Source organism: Streptomyces bicolor, from assembly GCF_000719285.1.
GTDB classification, from domain to species: domain Bacteria; phylum Actinomycetota; class Actinomycetes; order Streptomycetales; family Streptomycetaceae; genus Streptomyces; species Streptomyces bicolor.
This window is the reverse complement of sequence record NZ_JOFS01000010.1, coordinates 254,496-274,116: the sequence shown is the minus strand read 5'-3', so window position 1 is coordinate 274,116 and position 19,621 is coordinate 254,496. Positions and strand designations below refer to the sequence as shown.

Genomic DNA, 19,621 nt, shown 5'->3' with positions numbered 1-19,621 from the left:
ACCGGCCGGACGAAGAGGATTTGACGATCGATATGGCATTCACGTTCTCCGCCGGATCCCTGGTGAAGGCCCGTGGCCGCGAGTGGGTGGTGCTCCCCGAGAGCGAGCCCGACCTGCTCGTCCTGCGCCCGCTGGGCGGCTCGGACGACGACATCGCGGCGGTGTTCCCGTTCGAGCCGGTGGAGGAGGCCCGTTTCGCGCCGCCGGAGCCGACCGACCTCGGCGACCAGCGGGCGGCAGGGCTGCTGCGTACGGCGCTGCGGGTCGGCTTCCGCTCCGGTGCGGGCCCGTTCCGCTCGCTTGCCGGGATCGCGGTGGAGCCGCGCGCGTACCAGCTCGTACCGCTCCTGATGGCCCTGCGCCAGAAAACGGTCCGCATGCTGATCTCGGACGACGTCGGTATCGGCAAGACGATCGAGGCGGGCCTGATCGCGAGCGAGATGCTGGCGCAGGGCGAGGCGAGTGGCCTGGCAGTGCTCTGCTCCCCGGCCCTGGCCGAACAGTGGCAGCAGGAGCTGCGCAGCAAGTTCGGCATCGACGCGGAGCTGGTGCTGGCGTCGACCGTGTCACGGCTGGAGCGCGGCCTGGACCTCGGCCAGTCCCTCTTCGACAAGTACCCGAACGTGATCGTCTCGACGGACTTCATCAAGTCCCCGCGCCACCGCGACGACTTCGTACGTCACTGCCCCGACCTGGTGATCGTCGACGAGGCACACACGTGCGTGGCGGCCGACGACACATCGACGAGCGCGCAGAGCCAGCTGCGGTACGAGCTGTTGCGCCGGGTGGCGGAGGACGCGGAACGGCACCTGCTGCTGGTCACGGCGACCCCGCACAGCGGCAAGGAGTCGGCGTTCCGGAACCTGCTCGGGCTGGTCAAGCCGGAGTTGGCGCACGTGAACCTGGAGTCGGAGGCGGGCAGGAAGCTGCTCGCCCAGCACTTCGTGGCGCGCAAGCGGGCGGACGTACGCCAGTACCTGACGAAGGAGGACGGCCTCGCGGACGACTCCCTCGCCGAGCGCACCGCCTTCCCCTCGGACCGCTTCTTCAAGGACGAGACGTACAAGCTGTCCCCCGAGTACCGGGCCCTGCTGGACGACGCGATCGCGTACGCGAGCGAGCGTGTCGAGGAGGCCGGCGGCCAGGGCAAGCGGGAGGCCCGCATCGCCTGGTGGTCGGCAATCGCGCTGCTCCGCTCGCTGGTGTCGTCGCCGAGGGCGGCGGCCCAGACCCTGACGACACGCTCGGCGGCGGCGATCGCGGCTTCGGCGGAGGAGGCCGACAAGCTGGGCGCCCCGCTGAACAGCGACGCGGCGGACAGCGACGCCATGGAGGGCATGGACGTGGCGCCGGGAGCGGAGACGACAGCGGGCTCTCCGCTGGCCGAACTTGCGGAGCTGGCCGCGCAGTTGGAGGGCCCGGAGAAGGACCTCAAGCTGAAGGCGCTGATCAAGCACCTCAAGGCGCTGCTGGCGGACGGCTACAACCCGATCGTCTTCTGCCGCTACATCCCGACGGCGAAGTACCTGGCCGAGCATCTGGCGAACGACCCGGAGACGAAGAAGCGCGGCCCGCTGGGCGCGAAGACGGTGGTCAAGGCGGTGACGGGCGAACTGTCCCCGCAGCAACGCATCGAGCGGATCGAGGAGCTGGCCACGGAGGCCGGCGAGGACGCGGCGGCCCGCCGGGTCCTGATCGCGACGGACTGCCTGTCGGAGGGCGTCAACCTCCAGCACTACTTCGACGCGGTCGTCCACTACGACCTCGCCTGGAACCCCACCCGCCACGACCAGCGCGAGGGCCGCGTCGACCGCTACGGCCAGCGCCGCGACGAGGTCCGTGTCATCACCCTTTACGGCGACGACAACGGCATCGACGGCAAGGTCCTGGAGGTGCTCATCAAGAAGCACCGCCAGATCAAGAAGGACCTCGGCATCTCGGTCTCCGTACCGGACGAACTGTCGACGGGCGTGACCGACGCCATCGTGGAGTGGCTGCTGATGCGCGGCCGGGAGAACGAGGACGCCCTCTTCAGCGCGGACGCGTTCAAGGTGAGCACCGAGAAGCTGGACAGCGACTGGAACTCGGCGGCGGAGCGCGAGCGGGCGTCCCGTTCCCGTTTCGCGCAGCGCTCGATCCACCCGGAGGAGGTGGCCCGGGAGGTCGCCTCGATCCGGGAGGCACTGGGTGGGGCGGGCGAGATCAGGACGTTCGTACGGGAGTCGCTGGGCGCCCTGAACGCGGTGCTGCGCGGCGCCGACGGCGAGTCCGGGGACTTCACGGCCCAGGTCGGCGGCACACCGGCGGGACTGCGGGACGCGGTCGCGCCGGTGGTGGGCGCGGAGGTCGTCGAGAAGGACCGGGAGATCCCGTTCCGCAACGATCCGGCGGTGGCGCGGGGCGAGGCAGCCCTGGTCCGTACGGACCCGGTCGTAGGCGCGCTGGCGTCCCATGTCCTCAACGCCGCGCTGGACACGCAGGCGGAGGGTGCGCGCCCGGCGCGCCGCTGCGGTGTCATTACGACGGACGCGGTGACTACGAGGACGACGTTGCTGTTGGTCCGGTACCGCTTCCATCTGACGCTGCCGTCGCGGAGTGGTGAGCGGCAGGTGGTGGCGGAGGACGCGCGGCTGCTGGCCTTCGAGGGGGCGCCGAGGAATGCGGTGTGGCTGCCGCCGGAGCGGGCGGTGGGCCTGCTGGACGCGACGGCGTCGGGGAACACGGACCCGCACTTCGGGGAGCGGACGATGACGCGAATCCTGCACCAGCTTCCCGATGTGAACGACTACTTGGAGACGTACGGCGATGAGCTGGCGGCCGAGCTGGACGCGGCCCACCGCCGGGTGCGGGCCGCGTCCGGCGAGATCGTCCGCGGCCTGTCGGTGACGGCCCAGAAGCCGGCCGACATCCTCGGCGCCTACGTCTACCTGCCCGCCACCGCTTCCGTCCCTGCTGGAGTGTCCGCCTGATGTCCGCCACCACTCGCAACCAGGTGTTCACGGCCGCCCACACGGTGGGGGGGCTGCTGCCGGCCGACATGCTGGTACGGATCTCGGAGGGCAAGGACGTCCCCGGCTCCAAGCCCGCCGACTACGGCCTGCCGTCGTCGCGTTCGGTACGCGACGAGGCCGAGCGCAGCTGGGAGTACCTGAAGCCGCTCTGGCGCGAGCTGCGCAAGCACCTCCCCGAGGACCGCGAAACCGGCGTACCCGCCGCCGACCCGACGGGCCGCGCCGACGCGGACTGGCTCGCACCGCTCTGGCGCGAACTGGGCTTCGGCCGACTCACGGCGGTCGGCGTGGCAGGCATCACCGCCGACTCCGACGTGGAGAAGAAGTTCCCGGTCTCCCACCGCTGGCACCACGCCCTGATCCACCAGACCGCCTGGAACGCGGAACTGGACAAGCGCCCCGGCAGTGCGGGCACGGTCCCGCCCCAGTCGATGCTCCAGGAGTGCCTGAACCGCACGGAGGCCCACCTGTGGGGCGTCCTGACGAACGGCCGTCAGGTGCGCCTGCTCCGCGACTCCAGCGCGCTGGCTACGGCGTCCTACGTCGAGTTCGACCTTGAGGCGATCTTCGACGGCGAGCTGTTCAGCGAGTTCGTCCTGCTGTACCGGCTGCTGCATGCCTCCCGGTTCGAGGTGGCGGAGGGAGCGGCGCCGTCGTCGTGCTGGCTGGAGAAGTGGCGCACGGAGGCCATCGCCTCGGGTACGCGGGCGCTGGACCAGCTCCGGAAGGGGGTGCAGGAGGCGATCACCGCGCTGGGCACGGGCTTCCTGCGGCACCCGGAGAACACGGCACTGCGGGAGGACGTCCGCCCGAAGGCCCTCCAGGCGGCTCTCCTGCGCCTTGTCTACCGGCTGCTGTTCGTCTTCGTGGCGGAGGACCGCGACGCGTTGCTGTCGCCGGGGGCGGACGGGATCGCGCGCGAGCGGTACGAGATGTACTTCTCGTCGGCGAGGCTGCGGGCCCACGCGAGGAAGCGCCGGGGCACGGCGCACGGTGACTTGTACGAGGCACTGCGCATCGTTCTGGCGGCACTCGGCGACGAGAAGGGCCGCCCGGAGCTGGGCCTGCCGGGCCTCGGCGGCCTCTTCAACGAGGTGGAGGCGGACGCCCCGCTGCGCGACCTGAAGCTCTCGAACGAGGCCCTGCTGACGGCCGTACGGCACCTGTCCCAGGTCCGCGACGGCAGCTCGCGGCGCTGGCGCGCGGTGGACTATCGGCACCTCGACGCGGAGGAGCTGGGATCGGTCTACGAGTCCCTGCTGGAGCTGGAGCCGAAGTACAGCGCGGTCGAGCGGACGTTCCAGTTGGTCGAGGTGGCGGGTAACACGCGTAAGACGACGGGGAGTTACTACACGCCGTCGTCGCTCATCGAGTGCTTGCTGAACTCCAGCCTGGACCCGGTGATAGAGGACGCGGTGAAGCGCGGCGAGCAGGCAGCCGCGGATTCGGGCGCTACCGACCCGGCGGACGCGATCGTGAACGAGCTGCTGTCGCTGACGGTCTGCGACCCCGCGTGCGGCTCAGGACACTTCCTCGTGGCGGCAGCTCGCCGTATCGCCAAGCGGGTGGCGGCGGTACGGGAACGCAACCCTGAGCCGACGCTGGAGGCGGTCCGGCATGCGCTGCACGAGGTGGTCGCCCGCTGCATCCATGGCGTCGACCTCAACCCCATGGCCGTGGACCTGGCCAAGGTGTCCCTGTGGTTGGAGGCTTTGGAGCCGGGCAAGCCGCTGAGCTTCCTGGACGCTCATGTGAAGCAAGGCAACGGTCTGATCGGGGCCACGCCCAAGCTGCTCCAAGGCGGCATTCCCGACGAGGCGTTCATCGCGACCGAGGGCGACGACAAGAAGCACGCCAAGGCCCTGGAGAAGATCAACCAGCAGGAGCGCGTGGGTCAGGGCAGCCTGTTCGACTTGGGCGGGGAGTCGGTGAGCGTAGCCAACACCGTGTTCGCCAGCGGGTTGCGCGCGATCACACTGGCCCAGGCTGAGGAACTGCCTGACGTACGCCGGCAGGAGGAGGCCTACGGAGAGTGGACCGACTCCGCCGACTACCGGCGTGCGCTGCTCGTGGCCGATGCCTGGTGCGCGGCGTTCGTGTGGCTCAAGACGCCGGAGGCGCCGAGGCCGGTGACGTACGCGGTGTTCAAGGCTCTGGAGGATCCCAGCGGGCAGGGAGTGGCTGAGGAGACCAAGGCCGAGATCAAGCGCCTGCGTAAGCAGTTCTCCTTCTTCCACTGGCACTTGGAGTTCCCTGAGGTGTTCTCCGTGCCGGAGGACGGGCGGGGGGTGTCGCCGGACACCGGTTGGGCGGGGGGCTTCGACTGTGTGGTGGGGAATCCGCCGTGGGACAGCGTCGACTTCCGGGAGCAGGAGTTTTTTGCCCAGCGTGCGCCAGAGATTGCGGAGGCTTCCCGCACAGCCGTGCGTAAGAAGATGATCGCGGCGCTCAAGGACTCACCGGACACGCTTCCTCTGTACGAGGAGTTCGAGGCGGGCAAGCGGAAGGTGTACGCCGAGAGTCACTTCCTGCGGCGGTCGGGCCGGGTTCCGCTGACGGGACAGGGGAACCTCAACACGTACGCCGTTTTCACGGAGACGGATCGGATACTGCTCGGGCCGAAGGGACGGGCAGGAGTGATCGTCCCGACCGGTATCGCCACGGACGCGCGGACGCAGCACTTCTCCGGGGATCTGGTGCGGCGGGGGGCGATTGCGGCGCTGTACGACTTCGAGAACGCCGCACCGCTCTTTCCAGGCGTTCACCGCTCGTTCAAGTTCAGCATCCTCTGTATGGTCGGCCGTTCCCTGCACGAACCGGCGGCTCGATTCGCGTTCTTCCTGCACGACCCGGCTGAGCTGGACGACGCGAACAAGGCGTTCATGCTGTCGCCGGAAGAGATTGCCCTGCTCAATCCAAACACGGGGACACTTCCGGTGTTCAGGTCTAGGCGGGATGCGGAAATCACACTGGGGATGTACCGAAGGTTGCCTGTGCTCTGGAAGGAGGGCGCGGCTGATGGCAACCCGTGGGGGATGTCCTTCCTACGCATGTATGACATGGGTCATGACTCGCCTCTTATGCACCCCCGCGAAGAACTTGAAGGCTCGGGCTGGACGCTGGAAGGCAGCGTCTTCGTCAAAGGCCAGGCCCGCATGCTGCCCCTCTACGAAGCGAAGATGCTCCACCACTACGACCACCGGTGGGCCACGTACGAAGCGACAAGTGACACTCGGGCCCTGGCGCTGGAGGAAAAGGAAGACTGCAACACTATTGTTCTACCTCGCTATTGGGTGTCCGAGGAAGACACACCGTCCGGGAAGCCGGACAAGGATGGGGAGGACATTCCCATCCCCGGCGTCCGAAAGCGCCTCGCCGAGAAGGCCTGGCCGCACGGCTTCCTGCTCGGGTGGCGAGACATCTGCCGTGCCACCGACGAGCGCAGCATGATCAGCTCTTGGCTGCCAGCAGTGGGGGTGGGTCACCTCTTCCTGCTCGCCATGTCGCGTCTCCCGGAACTCCTGGGAGCCGTCTGGTCATCATTGCCGTTCGATTACGCTGCGCGGCAGAACATCGGGGGCACTCACTTGAGCTTCTTCACCGTGAAGCAGCTCCCGGTGCCTTCTCCTACTGAACTCTCGCCCCACGCGCCTTTCATCGTGCCCCGGGTGCTCGAGCTCTCCTACACCACTAGCGACATGGCGGGCCTCGCCACCCACCTCGGCGACACCGGCACCCCCTTCCGCTGGAACGAGCCCCGCCGCCAACAAATCCGCGCCGAACTCGACGCCCTCTTCTTCCACCTCTACGGCGTATCCCGCGAAGACGTCGACTACATCCTCGACACCTTCCCCATCGTTCGCCGCAAGGACGAAGCCAAATACGGCACGTACCGCACCAAGGGCCTGATCCTCGCCGAGTACGACCGCATGGCCGCCGTCGGCCTCACCCTGGAGAACCCCCTCGTGGACGGCGAGAACTACACCTCCACCGTCACCCCGCCCCCGGGCCACGGCCCCCGCCACGAAGGAGCCGGAGAGTGACGAACCCGCCGCCGACCGGCGGGCCGGGGCAGCCGGTGTCGGGGGCGCGGGCCGAGGCGATCGCACGGGAACGGGAGCGGCTGAGGGGGCTCAGAGAGCGTCGGGAGGCGCAGAATGCAGACGCGGGGGTCGACGGGTTCACCGTACGCAGGTGGCGGAAGGTGGGAGTGTTCGGAGCCCCGGCGATACTGCAGGCCCACGCTCTGCTCCAACAGCTCGCCTCCCTCACACAGGACGCGACGCACGACGCCCTGGCCGACGCCCTGCGCAACGAACCGGACGACCGGCTACTGCCCGCTGTGCGGACCGTCCTCGAACGGGCAGACCCAGCCACAATCGCCGCGACGCTCACGGCGATCCACGCGAGCGGCTTCCTGTGGCTGTCCGAGGTCGGGGAGCAACGGCTCACCGCCCTGACAGAGGGCGACGACACGCTCGCCGTCTCTGGGAGCGAGGACCCCTACGGTGCTTTCGCCCTTCTCAGTGCGTTCGCGACGGATGGTACGGCCGCCTTTCCCCCTCGAATGCTGCCGCGTGTGCTTCCCTGGATACCCCTGAGCGCCCTCGACGACCTCATCGACGCCGGGGTGGTAGGCCCCGAGCACCAGCCCTGGCAGTACCGGGCCGAGGAGACAGAGCATGCGTACCTCATAGCCCGGCTGGTACCCGAGCAGGTAACCACCGAGCAGGCAGCTGCACTGGAGTGGACGGCCCCACAGCGGCGACGCGCGTTCCTCGCCGGGGGCGAGCCCCTGCCCCCCGTCGGCGACGTCTACGACCTCTTGGAGCGAGTTGCCGACGGTGACGCCTCGGTGGTGAAGGAGCTCGAAGGGATGCTGCCCCGCGATCTGGTGCTCCGGCTGCGCCGGCTCCTGGACGGGGTCGATGTCGGCAACTGGGACCGTGTCCTTTGGGAAGACAGGGGGTTGTGGCGACTCATTTTCTCTCTGTGGGAACCCAAGGCAGCCGTCAACCCGTCGCGTTCGCCCCTGCATGCGCTCATGGCCCTGCGTCAGGCCTACGACCTGCTGTGCCTGAACGACCTCGCCCGTGCGTCGTCCCAAATAGACAAGCTGGTGGCGTTCGAGACCGCTGAGCCGGCCTACCGAGCCGAGGCCCTCAACTTCCATGCGTACACGCTGTTGCTCCGGGAGGAACTGAACGCGGCGGCCGTCGTCCTCAAGGGGATCAGAGGATCGCATGAGCTGGCCGAGTCCAACCTCCGCATGGTCGAGCAGCGTCGGGCGGTTCCCCGCAACGACAGACCGGCGGCGTCCAACCCCTACCTGGACCTCGGGCTGCCGCACGGCGCGCCAAGCTGGGAGAGCCGGTACCGGGACCTCCGCAGGGAGCATGTACACGACGTGGACATGAGCGCGCGGCTCAACAGCGCGATGAAACGCATCAGAGACGCCGAGCGCGACGAGGACTGGTCCGGCTTCTTCGTGCTGCCACTCGACCTGGACGTGTTCGAGCTTCCGGACGAGGTGCCCGTCACACTGGTCCCGCCTTTGGCCCCGCTGACCAGGCGAACGACGCCTCGCTCCCCCGACAGTCTGGCGCTCGTCCGGCAGCGGGCGGTGGCGGATCTGCTGCCCCACCTGCTCAACGCGCCCCGGCGCCCCGATCGCAACGCAAGGATGCACACACAGTGAAAAAGGTGCCCCGCAGCCAGCGGAAGACCACGGCGGCCCCCAAGCGGGTCACCCCCAAGGGGAACAACGGTCTCAAACATCGTCGGGAGAAGCGGCGGGCGGCGGCCGACGTCCCCAAGGACTCCCCGCGCACCTACCGCCCCGAGGAACTGCTCAGCCCTCCCATGCTCCTCTCCCGTTTCACCGAGCGGGCGACCGACCTTCTGACCACTCTCCCGGAAGAGGAGCGCCCCACACAGGCCGCTGTGACGGCTGCCTTGCGTCAGGCCGTTCTGGAGGCCTTTCGCTCGCGGGAGGAGTACGTGGCCCGGATGGTCGAGATCGACCTGCTCGCCGGCGCGCCCAACCAGAGTGCCAGTTCACTTCGGAAGGGCATCCGTACCGCCTTGCTGGACCAAGGCGTACGGTGCGTGGACGCGCCCGACGGCGAACGCGAGCTCTTCGTGGTGGTGGAAGGCGACGGTGAGGCGTTCGAGGTGTTGCGTCCGGCCTATGTCGACCAGGCCACCGGCAAGCTGGTGCTCTCCGGACAGCTGCGTCGCCTGCCCGGGTCAGACGGAGGAAACCACTCTGCCGGGGACGAGGCGACGAACGGGGAGGGCATGTGACCGCCACCGGGATCGACTTCGGGACCACCAACTCCGTGGTGGCCCAGTGGCTGGGCAATGAGGCTGACGTACTGCTGCTGGACGCCCACCACATCGACGCCGACTGGCGCCATCCAGGCTTCGAATACCTCTTCCCGTCGGTGGTGGGCATGAGTTCGCTGCGCCGGGGAGCGTTGTTCGGCTGGGAGGCCAAGCTCCGCTCCGAAGAGGCGGCCGAGGCCTGCAAGCGACTCCTCAAGAGCGACGAGTACGTCACGATCCAGGACCGCAGATTCGCGGCCACGACGGTGGCCGCCGGTGTTTTCCAGGCCATGCGGAAGGGCGCGGAGCACAACCTCACCGCCATCGACCAGGCCGTGATCACCGTCCCCGCGAACGCCACGGGAGCCGCGCGCTATCGCACCCGCGCCGCCGCGCAGTTCGCGGGCATCAATGTCCTGGCGCTGCTCAACGAGCCGACGGCAGCAGCGATCTCGTACGCGCAAGATCTACGAAATGACCTACATGAGCTGAAGAAGGACCCTACCATCCTGGTCTTCGACTGGGGCGGCGGAACGATCGACGTCACCGTGCTCGACTACCAGGACGGGTTCTTCGAGGAGCTTGCGTCACGGGGTGTGACTGAGCTGGGCGGTCTGGAGATCGACCGTCGTCTGTGTGACCTCATCCTTGAACGGGCTCCGGCGCGATCGTTGTGGACGCCCGCACAGGAGCGGCAGTTCGGACTGGACGTGGAGCGGAGCAAGATCCGCCTGTCCTCCGAAGACTCCGTCACGGTCAGGACTCCGGGCGGTGACACCGTCGAGGTGTGGCAGGAGGAGCTGGAGGACGCCATCACCGACCTCGTGGACCGCGCTCTCGCACCGGTCCAGCAGTGCCTCGCCGACCTGCACATGGCGCCTCTGGACGTGGACGCGGTGCTGATGATCGGCGGTACGAGCCAGATCCCGAGCGTCCGGGCGGCGGTCGCCGAGGTCATGCAGCAGGAGCCCGTCGAGGTCGATCTCTGCGATCCCATGACGGCGGTCGCCCGCGGCGCTTCCATAGCGGCGGCTGTGCTGTCGGGGGAGGTTGACGGCGTAATCCAGGTGGCGACGAGCCATGCCCTGGGCACAGTCGTCAAGGACGACGCCGGACAGAAGAAGTTCAGTCAGATCATTCCACGCAACTCGCCGCTGCCGTGGAAGGAGCGCAAGAGCTACACGCCACGCCAGGACAACGCGCGCAGTCTCACCGTGGAGATCTGGGAGGGTGACCCGGATCGGCCCCTGGACCACCCCGACAACGTGAAGCTGACAGACCTCCCGCTCACCTATCAGGACCCCCGTGCTCGTGAGGACTCCCGCTTCCTGCTGGAGTACACGTACGACACGAACGGGCTCCTGCATGTCAAGGCGACCCTTGAACGCACCGGCGAGGAGGTGCTGAACGAGGAGATCAAGAGTTTCAGTTCCGGTGGTCCGACGCCGGCCGTGCGCAAGGAACTCGATGATCTGCTCGCGGGCAACACCGCCACCAGGCCGCTGGCGGCGCAGCCCCGGAAGCAAGCCACGGGTTCAGCACCCTCAGTGCTCGTGGTGGACGGCTCCAACCTGGCGTGGATCGGCAGGTCACCGCGGCGACCTGGTGTGTACGACAGCGGCGACCGGCCGTCCTTCGCCCAACTGCTGTCCGCGCGTGACGCCCTGACATCGCGGTATCCCGACGCCGTACTGCACGTTGTCGTCGACGCCACTTTCAGACACAAGGTGGCGGAGGAAGAACGCGCGGCAGTGGACTCGGCGCTCAGCAAAGGGGACCTCATCCAGCCTCCGGCCGGAACCGAGGGCAAGGGCGACGCTCTTGTCACAGCGATCGCGGAGGACGCCGGCGGGACCGTCGTCACCAACGACAACTATGTCGAGTTGCAGAACAGATATCCCTGGCTGCGGGACAAGGAACGGGTGCTCGGGGTCACCTTGTCGAAAGGCATGTGGGTTTTCACACCGCGCACCTGCGTGCCGCCTCGCCACCAGATCGTACGAGCGGAGGTGCCTCCGCAGTCGAGGGCCTTGATTCCCCCGAGCTCCGGCCCCCTCCCCGAGTTCAGATACCACCGCCCTCACGAGGAGTAGTGGTGAATGACACGGCACTGAATGACACGGAGAGTCTCAGAGCTGAGGTGCTTGCCCTCCTGCTCGAACCATTGGGCGTCGACGCCACGGGCGGGTCAGCACCACTCCAGCGGCTGGCCAAGGGCGCGGAGGCGGTTGCCCAAGCATGCGGGTGTGCCGGTCTGCCACCGTCCGGGAGCACTCTCCGGTGGGTGTCCGAAGCCGTGGCGTCGTGCGTCGAAGAAGGGGAACTGGTCCGTCTGGCAACGGCTCGGGGCCGGACTCTGACACCGAGCGAGGCCAGAGCCCTCCGAGAGTTGATGCGGCTCGAAGGACTGCGTTCTCATCTCCAGGCGCTCGAGGGCGTGACGACGGAGGCGCTCAGGGCAGACCTTGCGGCTGTGGCGCTCGCGGAACGGACACTGCCTGGAGTCCTTGAGCAGTGTCGTCGTGCGGATCAGGGGTGGCCCGAGGAGATCTGGCGTTCGATCTTTGAGATCGACGTCGATCGCGCAGTGACCGACTTGAGTCGCTACCGACGTAGTCGGCAGGCGTCAGGTGCACGTGAGCTCGTGCTCAAACACAGTGTCTCCACAGCGCGGGATCTGCGGAACCAGGATCTGGTGACGCGGCTTGGGAAGGTGCAGGACTTCATCGCCGCGAATGAGTCGTACGAGGCGGTTTTGTCCGTGCAACCGGAATGGTGGCGCTGGCTCGGGCCGAATGTGCCGTTCAAGTTCAGAGCGGATCGGCATGATGCCCTGGTCTGGGCGATCGGGGCTCGCGACACCGGCGTCGTTTCGGGAGGCACTCTGGAAATGCTCGCGGACGACCGCGCGCGGGCAGTGATCGAGCATGGGCTCTCGACGGCGCTCGTGAGCCCGACCGCTTCCCTCGAAGCGCCGACCACGAGTTCGGCCGCACGGCTCGCGACGGGGCTACTGGCGGTCGCCTCCCAGACCGACATCGGCCAGCTGCGTGCTCTTGAGTCCTGGTACACGGAGAACGTCGAGTCGTTCGACCGCGTGGCCGCCGCGATGGACGCGCGACGAACCGAACCGGGTCTCGGCGAGGCCCTGGAGTCCCTCGTCGGCGAGCTCGCGCTTCCGCCCGGGGCGGTGGACGTGAGTCGCTCGGCCTACCGCAATGTCCAGTCCATCCTCCGGGCCAAGGCCGAAGCCGGCCTTCAGCGGACGTCGTACTCCCCGCACGCGATCGAGAGCGAGGATCTCATCCGCTCAATCAGCCGTATCGGCGCTCTCGAACGCGAACTGCACGATGCCGTGCGGACCGTGCCCGCGGTGGGTGGCAGACTGCTCGTGGCCATCGCCGGAAGAACCAAGTCCGGGAAGACCACGCTCCGCAAGGCCCTCATGGGCGATGCGGACCGAACCGGGATCGGGCGAGGCGCACACCGCACCACACGGAAGACCTCCGCGTTCGATGTCGGCTCCGTGACCTACCTCGACACACCCGGCGTCGCCGCGAAGGACGACGACTTCGACGCCCAGCATGCGCGAGACGCGTGCGATAGCGCCGACGCCGTCATCTGGAACTACGCCGACACGCTGCGCGACGAGGAGTCCGCCGAACTCCAGCGACTTCTCCTGTCGGGGAAACCTCTGCTGGCTGTCGTCAATGTGAAGGGGCTGGTCAACACACCTGTCCGCCTTGCGCTCTTCGCCGATCACCCGAACAGAGAGTTCAAGTCAGCGCCGGAGCACGCCGTCCGGATCGAACAGGTCGCCAGAGCGGTCGGGGTCGCGCCGCCCGTCATCCTCGCGGTCCACTCCGGCGCCGCGCACGAGGCGCTGTCCACGGAGGATCGCGAGCTGGGAGACAAGGCCCTTCGGGCGAGCAGGCTGCCCGAGCTGGAGCGGTCCCTCCAACAGCTCCTGGCCGAGCGCGCGATTCCCCTTCGCGCTGTCCGGCTGGCCGAAAACGTACGGGGGCCGCTCGCCGCGATCCACGACCGGCTGACCGTGGAACTCCCCCGGATCGACCTCGCGCTTGGCGAACTCGAACGCTCGGCGCCGAGTGAACGGGCCGCGTTGCTCGAAGCTTTTCAGACCGCGGGCCGGAACACGCACGACCGGCTCGAAGCGGAGCGGCACCGTGCCAAAGAGCGGTTGCCGGGTGTGGTTCGGGAGCTGGGCGGCGCGGATCACGCGCAGCGGTGGAGCGACTTCGTCACCGGTCTCGAATTGGAGGCACTTGTCTCAGGTATCGAAAGCGAGCTCGATCAGGAGACGCGGAAACGGGGGAAGGTTCTGCGCGCGCGGGCACACGGCCCAGAGTCGCAGGACGACGAGCAGTTGGAAGTGCGGCCGCGTCCTAACGCGAAGCCCGGCAGTGTGAGCACGGCTGCTGCCAAGGGGGCGGCGACAGCCCTCATGGGCTCCGTCGCCGCCAAGGGAATCCCCAAGAAGCTCGCTCCCCCTGCCGTGGTGGTGGCGGACTACGTACTGACGCCCCTGGCCGGAGCGGCGAAAGCAGTGAGCGGCGAAGTTGATCGCCTGCGACGGGCGCGGGACGAGTGGACCGGCGAGATCACGGCCGCAGCTGAGGCCAGGCTCGATGAGCTGTTCGACGGGCGCGAAGCGCAGGTGGCTCGTGTCGTCGACGACACAACGGCTCAAGTCAATGCTCAGTTCGAAGCTCAGTCCGCAGACATCGGTCGCACGCGGGAGCGGTTCGAGCAGCTCCGCCGGCTGAGGTCGGCCGTGCGCTCCGCCCTTGACGCGATCGACCTCGTACTGGTGCGCCGGCTCCTGGCCCTTGCGGGCGGTGACCCGGCGACCGTCCGCTCGGCACGTCGAACGCCAGGAGTCGAACTTCGCGTCTGGACCGACGCGTCCAGCGTCGCGGACGTGCGGGCGTGCTTGCAGGAGCGAATCGTGGACGTCCTCACCGAGCGGATCGAGATCTGCTCTGATTCTATGAGCGGAGATGGAGATGGGACCGCGCATGACTGACGGGAGGCTGGACGCCCGCGTCCTCGCGCTGAGTGCACAGGCGAAGGAGATCCTGAACGCTCACCCTCGTACCCGAGGCCTGACAGCGAGTCTGCCCCAGGCGGACACAAGCCCGCTGCGGATCGCCCTCCTGGGGCCGTACAGCGCCGGGAAGTCGATGCTCATCGCGGCACTGCGTCGACTTCCGGCGGCCGAGGTCGAAAAGCTCGTCGACGCGGCCCCCAAGACGCAGGAGGCGACGCCGTATCCGTGGAACGGGGTGATGCTGGTCGACCTACCGGGAACACTGTCCGGCAACGACGAGCACTCCGCGGCAGCCCGGCGTGGAGTGCGCGGCGCGGACGCGCTGATGATCGTGACAACGAGCGAGCTGCCGGGCGAGGCGGAGACCGAGGCGATCTTGCAGGCGCTCGATGCCGACGGGTTCGCTGACCGCAGTGTCGTCGTCGTCAACAAGATGAGCGCCGAGAACAGCGACCGCGAGGTCATCCTCGACGAGATCCGCAAACGGCTCGGGCCCTTCGCCGATCGTGTCCCGGTCATCCCGACCGACGCGCGCGACTATGTCGACGCGCGCAACGAACCCCAACTCACTGATGAACACCGTGAGTTGCTCGTGGCGGAGAGTGGCATCGACGTCCTCACCGCCGAGTTGCGGAGAATCACGGCACCTGGTGTCGAGGGAATGCGGCCCAAGGCGCAGGCGCAGGAACTCATCCGGGTTCTGGAGGACGCCGAGCAGCGATGGGAACTGGACGGAGAGGAACTCGACGCAGCGCGGACCACGAAGAAGGTAGAGGAGTCGATCTCCCGGGCCAAGGCGGCGGTGCTGGACACCCTGGAGCGGGAGAGCGAGATCGTCGCCTCCAGGGTCAGAACGGCGGGAGGCAGAGCCGCTGACGGCGTCTCCGAGAAGAACGGCGCCGTCCCCGTCGACATCGCCACTGCCGTCACCGGGGAACTGATCGATGCCCGCACCGACTTCGACGTCAGGTACTCCTCGTCGGTGAGGGCGGCGTTCGATGCGCTGGTCGCCGAGTACGGCGATGCCGTACCCGAGCCCGAGGCCTGGGTGAACGAAGTCGACGCCCCCGAGGCGACACTCGCCGCCCCCACGGAGTCACCGTACGAACGGGCCATCAGGGAAGCCGCCGAAAAGGCCGCGAAGGTAGGCGCCAAGAAACTGCACGAGTGGATCGAGAAGGTCGCCGGAGAGCCGGAAGCGGCAGCCAAGATCGCGAACTGGCTCAACAAGACCCGCGCGGGCCAGAAGGTGCTCGACGCCGGCGGGAAGATCACCAACGGCGTCGACAAGTTCAAGCCGTGGGGCAAGATCAAAGCAACCAAGAAGGTCGCCGGTACGGCCGGAAAGGTGCAGTGGGCGGTGGCGGTCATGGGCCCGTTGATGGACGTGAAGACCATCGCGCAGGACCAGAGCGAGTGGAAGGCGATCAAGAAGCGCCGACAGGCGCTCCGGGATCACTTCGCCGACGCGGCGCTCAGACAGCGGACCGACCTCACTGACACCGGTGAGCAGCATCTCAGCGAGTGGATCGCCGAGGTGGAGCAGTCGCTCAGCGGTCTCACGAAGCAGGGTGCGGAGATCAGCGCTGCGCGTGAAACAGCGCTGGAAGGAATCAGAAGCCTCCGCGACGAGGCAGAGAAGCTTGTCAGGCCGGGTGACTGAGACGGCGGCGGGCCTATGTCCCGGCGGTGGATGTCATCACGCGACCGCCGGGACGAACGTACTCAGGCCCCTGCCGCGAACTCCACGAACCGCGACCAGCCATCCCGGCCGACGGCGAAGTGGGGGCGTGTCACGTCCTTGGAGTCCCTGACGCAGACGGCCTGTTCGGTGACGGCGACCTCGACGCAGCTGTCACCCGAGCTGCCGCTGTAGCTGGACTTGAACCAGACGAGTTCCGTCGTGCTCATAGCTCTCCTCGCAGTCGCTCCAGCAGACCCCGCGAGTCCTGGGGGTTCAGGGCCTGCGAGCGCAGTGTGTCATAGCGCTGCTGGAGGGTGCGCACCTCTTTACGGTCGGAGATCAGCCGGCCGTTCTCCTGCCCTTCGGAGTACGCCAGCCGCCGCCCTTCCGGTGTCTCAAGGAGCTGTACCGGACCGTCCATGCAGGCGTGGAACTCAGCCTCGGTCGGCATGACTTGAAGCATCACGTTGTGGAGTGCCGTCAGCTCCAGCACGAGGTCCAACTGCTCCCGCAGCACGTCACGACCCCCCAGCCTGCGCCGGAAGACTGACTCCTCCACGATGAAGTGAAACGGCACGGTCGGCCGTTCGTGCAGCATCCGCTGCCGCTCCATCCGCGCCTCGACCTGGGCCTCCATCTGCTCCTCAGTCAGCAGCGGAAGCCGGTTCTCGAACAGGGCCCGCGCATACCCCTCCGACTGCAACAACCCCGGCACCAGCCTGCACTCATACGTACACAGGCTCACCGCCACCCGCTCCAATCGAGCCCACTGCCGAAACCAAGCCGCGAGCCCCACATCCCCCCGCCCCCGCGTCACGTACTTCGACGACTTCCGCAACGCCCCGGTGTTCCCGAGGAGTTCCTCCGACCGCACCACGTACGACTCGTCGGGCATCCGCCGCCCCAGCTCCACCGACTCCACGGTGTGCTTGGAGAAGCGCACCAGGTCCGCGAACTCGGCCCTGCTGTACCCGGCGTGCTCGCGCAGCGCCTGCTGGACGGCTCCCCAGGTCCGCAGACTGTCCGAGGGGTCGGGCTCACGATCCGGCTCACCGCCGGCCGCCTCCCCGTCGCCGCAGCCCTCAGCCATGATGTCGATGCCGCCCGTCATACGCGGCCACCTCCCGTTCCGTACCCGTGACACGCACTGTCCGTCGCTCCACGCCCGACAGCACCCAGCGTGACGGAGGACCCCGCGTACCGTCCACAGAATGTGTCCGTACGCTGACGCACCGTACGGGCGTCACTCCTGGAACGCGCCCCCGTACGCCCACCACATTGACCCCATGAGCGCAACCCTCCCCCAACCACCCGGCACTGTGCCCACGTTCGCCCAGCTTCTGTCCTCCACCCGCCGAGGAGCCCGCCTCGCCCGCCTCCTCGCCACCACCCAGCTCCGCGCCTGGGACCTGTCACCAGAAGTGACCGAGCGAGCCGAGCACATCGTCGCCGAACTCGCCGCCAACGCGGCCCTGCACGGCCGCGTCCAGGGCCGCGACTTCCGGCTCGCCCTCACCTTCGACACCACGACCGGCCTCCTCCGCATCGCGGTCATCGACGCCAAGGGCGGCCAACTCCCCGTCGCACCTGCCGAGTCGGCGACGGACGGCGAGACGGGCCGCGGTCTGCTCCTGGTCGGCGCGTTGGCCGACCGCTGGGGCACCGAACCACATCCGCCGGGCTGCAAGACCGTTTGGGCCGAGGTGGTTCACCGGCCCAGTTGACGAGTAATCCCCGACCAACAGGCCTCGCAGAGTTGCCCGTTCACTGCCCCTCGTCACCTTCGACGCGCTACGTTCCCAGCAGGGCGAACGCGAGGGGGCGGGCCGGTATGCCTACCCCTCGGACGCGGCGTACGGCAACGAAGGGGGCGCAGTGGCAGAGGACACGACGGCCGGGGTGGACAACCGAGGCCTCTTCGACGACTTCGGCGCCTTCCGGACGCCGACCACCGACGACTTCACCTCCGTGCTGACCCACGGCCTGGTCGCCCCCGACGCCAACGTCCTGCTGAATCTCTACCGCTACACCGAGCAGGCGCGCGGCGACCTGCTGCGTGCGCTCGGCGCCGTGGAGGACCGGTTGTGGGTGCCCCACCAGGTCCTCGTGGAGTTCTGGCGGAACCGTGAGAGCACCCTCAGCGACGCCCGGTCGTCCGGTGCACAGGCCGCCGAGGACATGGCCGGTCACGCGGCCCAGGCGGAACGCACCCTGCGCACCTGGGCCAATCGCGTGGCCCTGCCGGAGGAGGAGACCGACCGTCTGCGCAGTCAGCTGAACGAGGTCTTCGACGACGTGCAGGAGGCGATCGTCAAGGTCGGCGAGGGCGAATGGCAGAACATCACCCATGACACGAGCACCGATCCGGTCATCGCGGAACTGGAGCCCGCGCTCGACGGCCGGGTCGGCGCTCCACTGAGTCCGCAGGACCACGACAAGGCGATCGCGGAGGGCATGCGCCGCGTCGAGAAGCGGCTGCCTCCGGGCTACATGGACAAGACGAAGGACGGCGTGGGAGCCGCCGCCGACTATCTCGTGTGGGAGCAGATCCTCTGCGAAGCCGGCCGCCGCCGGTGCGACGTGCTGTTCGTGACGGCGGACGTCAAGGAGGACTGGTGGCGCAAGGAGCAGGGCTTCAACCGCGGCCCGCGGCCGGAACTGACCGAGGAGCTCAGGACCCGGGGTGGCGGGCGGCTCTTCATGCTTACGCCGAAACGGTTCCTGGAGGTCGCTGCGCCGATCCTGGAGTTCGGTCTCCGAGAGGGGTCCGTCGAGGACATCGAACGCGTCGAACGGATCGGGACCGACGACGGAACCTACGGCGGCTGGACGACCGACGCGCTCCAGGAACTCTTCGACCGGTTGACGTACGAGAACTACGAAGACAGGGTCGCCGTGATCAAGTACGCCGCCGAGATGGACGGTGTCGCGGACGCCAAGAGTGTCTACGACATCTGTCATTACCCCGAGGGCCGCTCCCTCAGAGGCTTCACGAAGCCGGTCACCCGCATCACCGGCCTGCTGCGAAGCCTGGGCAAGATCCCGGAGTCGGCCGTCCAGGTCCTGAAGGCCGAATACAACGCGGGCCCTGGCCCCGCGTCCGGCTTCTCCGTTCATCCGCTCCTCGTACCACTCGTCAACGAACTGGGCGACGAGGACGAGTCTTGACCGCCGACCGGGCATCACACGGCGCGTAGGCGGCCGGCGAAGCCACGTTGCTACTCTCCCGTGCCATGCCTCATGCAGCAGCGCGGGAGATGCTCTCTCCGATCCTGTCGGTCCACCCGTACATTCCGGCGTTCGAGCAACACGACAACGTCATCTGTTCCATGGCCACTAGCGGCGGCTGCGACGAGAAGCTCGTCGCGGAGGTGCGCACCAAGTTCCGCGACGGCAGCATTCATCACTGGCGGGTGTGCGGCGAGTGGCTGACCAGCCACCGGTCAGCCATCACCCACATCAAAACGAACGGCTTCCAGGAGCCCATCCGGGCCGAACCCGACCTCGAAGGCCACTGATCAGGCCGAC

The 19,621-nt window shown here is 68.0% G+C and carries 12 protein-coding genes; 10 read left to right on the top strand and 2 right to left on the bottom strand.

The annotated features are described in order from the left end of the window. Positions 1-32: 32 nt before the first annotated feature. From IF78_RS0116720 to IF78_RS0116690, 7 genes are all read left to right on the top strand, one after another. A complete protein-coding gene (locus tag IF78_RS0116720; RefSeq protein WP_031476502.1) occupies positions 33-2,969 on the top strand; it encodes a DEAD/DEAH box helicase in 2,937 nt (978 codons plus the stop codon). Beyond that, positions 2,969-7,054, top strand: a complete 4,086-nt coding sequence (locus IF78_RS0116715; protein ID WP_031476500.1) for an Eco57I restriction-modification methylase domain-containing protein — start codon at positions 2,969-2,971, stop codon at positions 7,052-7,054. The genes IF78_RS0116720 and IF78_RS0116715 overlap by 1 nt, the downstream gene beginning before the upstream one ends. Further along, positions 7,051-8,709: a hypothetical protein gene (locus tag IF78_RS0116710; RefSeq protein WP_031476498.1), complete on the top strand. Its 1,659-nt coding sequence runs from the start codon at positions 7,051-7,053 to the stop codon at positions 8,707-8,709. Before IF78_RS0116715 ends, IF78_RS0116710 begins: the two co-directional genes overlap by 4 nt. A gap of 5 nt (positions 8,710-8,714) precedes the next feature. Next, complete coding sequence (locus tag IF78_RS45060) at positions 8,715-9,317, top strand: hypothetical protein (RefSeq protein WP_158751412.1); 603 nt, start codon at positions 8,715-8,717, stop codon at positions 9,315-9,317. Continuing rightward, positions 9,314-11,431, top strand: a complete 2,118-nt coding sequence (locus IF78_RS0116700; RefSeq protein ID WP_031476494.1) for an Hsp70 family protein — start codon at positions 9,314-9,316, stop codon at positions 11,429-11,431. The genes IF78_RS45060 and IF78_RS0116700 overlap by 4 nt, the downstream gene beginning before the upstream one ends. A gap of 191 nt (positions 11,432-11,622) precedes the next feature. Then, on the top strand, positions 11,623-14,385 hold the full coding sequence (locus IF78_RS0116695; protein WP_158751411.1) for a GTPase: 2,763 nt from the start codon (positions 11,623-11,625) through the stop codon (positions 14,383-14,385). After that, entirely contained in the window at positions 14,378-16,072 is a 1,695-nt protein-coding gene (locus IF78_RS0116690; protein WP_158751410.1) for a GTPase, read from the top strand. The genes IF78_RS0116695 and IF78_RS0116690 overlap by 8 nt, the downstream gene beginning before the upstream one ends. A gap of 62 nt (positions 16,073-16,134) precedes the next feature. On the opposite strand, the gene IF78_RS0116685 is transcribed toward IF78_RS0116690, so the two are convergent. Beyond that, the gene (locus IF78_RS0116685; protein ID WP_031476488.1) at positions 16,135-16,320 is read right to left on the bottom strand and encodes a DUF397 domain-containing protein; all 186 of its coding nucleotides are present in this window, start codon (positions 16,318-16,320) and stop codon (positions 16,135-16,137) included. Continuing rightward, positions 16,317-17,204, bottom strand: coding sequence for a helix-turn-helix domain-containing protein (locus tag IF78_RS0116680; RefSeq protein WP_107049948.1), 888 nt, complete (start codon positions 17,202-17,204; stop codon positions 16,317-16,319). The genes IF78_RS0116685 and IF78_RS0116680 overlap by 4 nt, the downstream gene beginning before the upstream one ends. A 175-nt stretch (positions 17,205-17,379) precedes the next feature. Between IF78_RS0116680 and IF78_RS0116675 the strand changes: the two genes are divergently transcribed. The 3 genes from IF78_RS0116675 to IF78_RS0116665 all read left to right on the top strand — a co-directional run bounded on the left by IF78_RS0116675 (position 17,380) and on the right by IF78_RS0116665 (position 19,611). Then, positions 17,380-17,817, top strand: coding sequence for an ATP-binding protein (locus tag IF78_RS0116675; RefSeq protein ID WP_031476484.1), 438 nt, complete (start codon positions 17,380-17,382; stop codon positions 17,815-17,817). 151 nt (positions 17,818-17,968) lie between these two features. After that, positions 17,969-19,261, top strand: a complete 1,293-nt coding sequence (locus IF78_RS0116670) for a PIN-like domain-containing protein (RefSeq protein ID WP_051827931.1) — start codon at positions 17,969-17,971, stop codon at positions 19,259-19,261. Positions 19,262-19,326: 65 nt separating this feature from the next. Next, on the top strand, positions 19,327-19,611 hold the full coding sequence (locus IF78_RS0116665; RefSeq protein WP_158751409.1) for a hypothetical protein: 285 nt from the start codon (positions 19,327-19,329) through the stop codon (positions 19,609-19,611). The last annotated feature ends 10 nt before the right edge of the window (positions 19,612-19,621 follow it).